This is a genomic window from Cellulomonas hominis (assembly GCF_005239125.1).
GTDB lineage: Bacteria > Actinomycetota > Actinomycetes > Actinomycetales > Cellulomonadaceae > Cellulomonas > Cellulomonas hominis_A.
In genome coordinates this window covers 1-1,671 of sequence record NZ_SZYE01000327.1, presented here as the reverse complement: position 1 = coordinate 1,671, position 1,671 = coordinate 1, and the positions used below count along the sequence as shown (strand labels likewise).

The following is a 1,671-nucleotide window of genomic DNA, read 5'->3' as shown; positions in this document are numbered from 1 at the left end:
GCGAAGGCCGCCAAGCGGGCCGCCGCCGCCCAGCGGGCGCTCGGCGACGAGGGGCTGGCGGCGCTGGCGCTGGCGTCGGCCGCCGGGCTGGAGGCGGCCGACCGGATGCTGGTCGACCTGCTCGGCGAGCGCGGCACCGCCGTGGCGGCGACGCTCCGCGACCGGCTCGCGCAGCACGCCGCCGACCAGGCCGGTCGCGAGCGGGACGCGGCCGCCGCCGTGCTGGACCGCCCGGCGCTCGCGTCGGACGCCGCGTCGACGCTGCGCCTGCGGCTGGCCGTGATCAAGGGGCTGACATGACCGACTCCCGCGGCGACACCGCCGCGCTCACCAAGCGCCTGGCGCGGCTGGACGAGGCCCTCGCGGTCGGTGGTGACCGCCTCGACCCGGCCGTCGCGAGCCGCGTGCGGGGGATCGGCGACCAGGTGCGGACCCGGCTCGCCCTCGGGGTGGACCACACGGTCGTCGCCCTGCTCGGCGGCACCGGCTCCGGGAAGTCGAGCCTGTTCAACGAGATCTGCGGGCTCGAGTTCGCAGAGGTCGGCGTCAAGCGGCCCACCACCTCCCAGCCGACGGCGTGCGTCTGGGGCGGCGGTGGCGAGAAGCTGCTGGACTGGCTCGACGTCGCCGACGACCGGCGGATCGAGCGGGAGAGCGCCCTCGACGGCGACACCGAGGCGCCGCTGCGCGGCCTGGTCCTGCTCGACCTGCCGGACCACGACTCGATCGAGGACGCGCACCGCGAGACCGTCGACCGGCTGCTGCCGATGGCCGACCTGCTGATCTGGGTGGTCGACCCGCAGAAGTACGCCGACGACTCGCTGCACTCCGGCTACCTGCGGGGCCTGGTGGGGCACGAGGGGGCGATGCTCGTCGTGCTCAACCAGGTGGACACGGTGCCCCCCGAGCAGCGGGACGCGCTGGTCGCCGACGTCGCGCGGCTGCTGGCGGCGGACGGGCTCACCGGCGTGGAGGTGCGCAGCACGTCCGCCCGCACCGGCGAGGGGGTCGCCGAGATGCGCGACACGCTCGCCGAGGTCGTCGGGCGGCAGAGCCTCGCGGCGCGGCGCGCGTCCGCCGAGATCGCCGACGCCGCGCGGCTCGTGCAGGGCGAGGTCGGCGACGCCGAGCCGCCGGCCGACGCGCTGGACGTGACGCCGGTCGCCGTGACGCTGGCGCACGCGGCGGGGCTGCCGGCGCTGGCCGACGCCGTCGCGGCGGTGGTGCGGGGCAGCGCGACGACGGTCCCCGAGCTGGTGTCGGTGCAGGAGGGCGCGGTCGCGCTGGCCCGCAGCCAGTGGACCGACGCGGTCACGGCGCGGCTGCCGCGCCGGTGGGTCGAGGCGGTGCGCGGCGCCCTCGCCGGGACCGAGCAGATCCGCTCGGCGGCCGACGAGGCGCTGTCCCGGGTGGCCGTCGTCACCCGCCGGTCGCGGCTCGCCGTGACGCTGCTGGTGCTGGCCGTCGTGCTCGGCGTCGGCGCGCTGGCCGCTGGTGGCGCGGGTGCGTGGCGGACCTGGGGATCGGGCACCGGCCCGGACGAGCTGCTGCGGCTGGGCTGGCCTGCCGCGGCCGTGCTGGCGGTGCTCGCGGTGCTGTGCGCGTGGCCCGCCGGCTCGCCGCCGCGCGGCGCGCCCGCACCGCGAGCCACGCGCACAGCACCGCGAGCAC

General features: G+C 78.3%; 1 protein-coding gene and 1 pseudogene. Both read left to right on the top strand.

What is annotated here, in order from left to right; all coding sequences use genetic code 11:
- Positions 1 to 300 (top strand): annotated as a pseudogene (locus tag FA014_RS20385) (hypothetical protein); the annotation flags it as partial.
- On the top strand, positions 297 to 1,671 hold a 1,375-nt coding region (locus FA014_RS19375), incomplete at its 3' end, for a GTPase (RefSeq protein WP_154731233.1). The pseudogene FA014_RS20385 and the gene FA014_RS19375, both read left to right, overlap by 4 nt.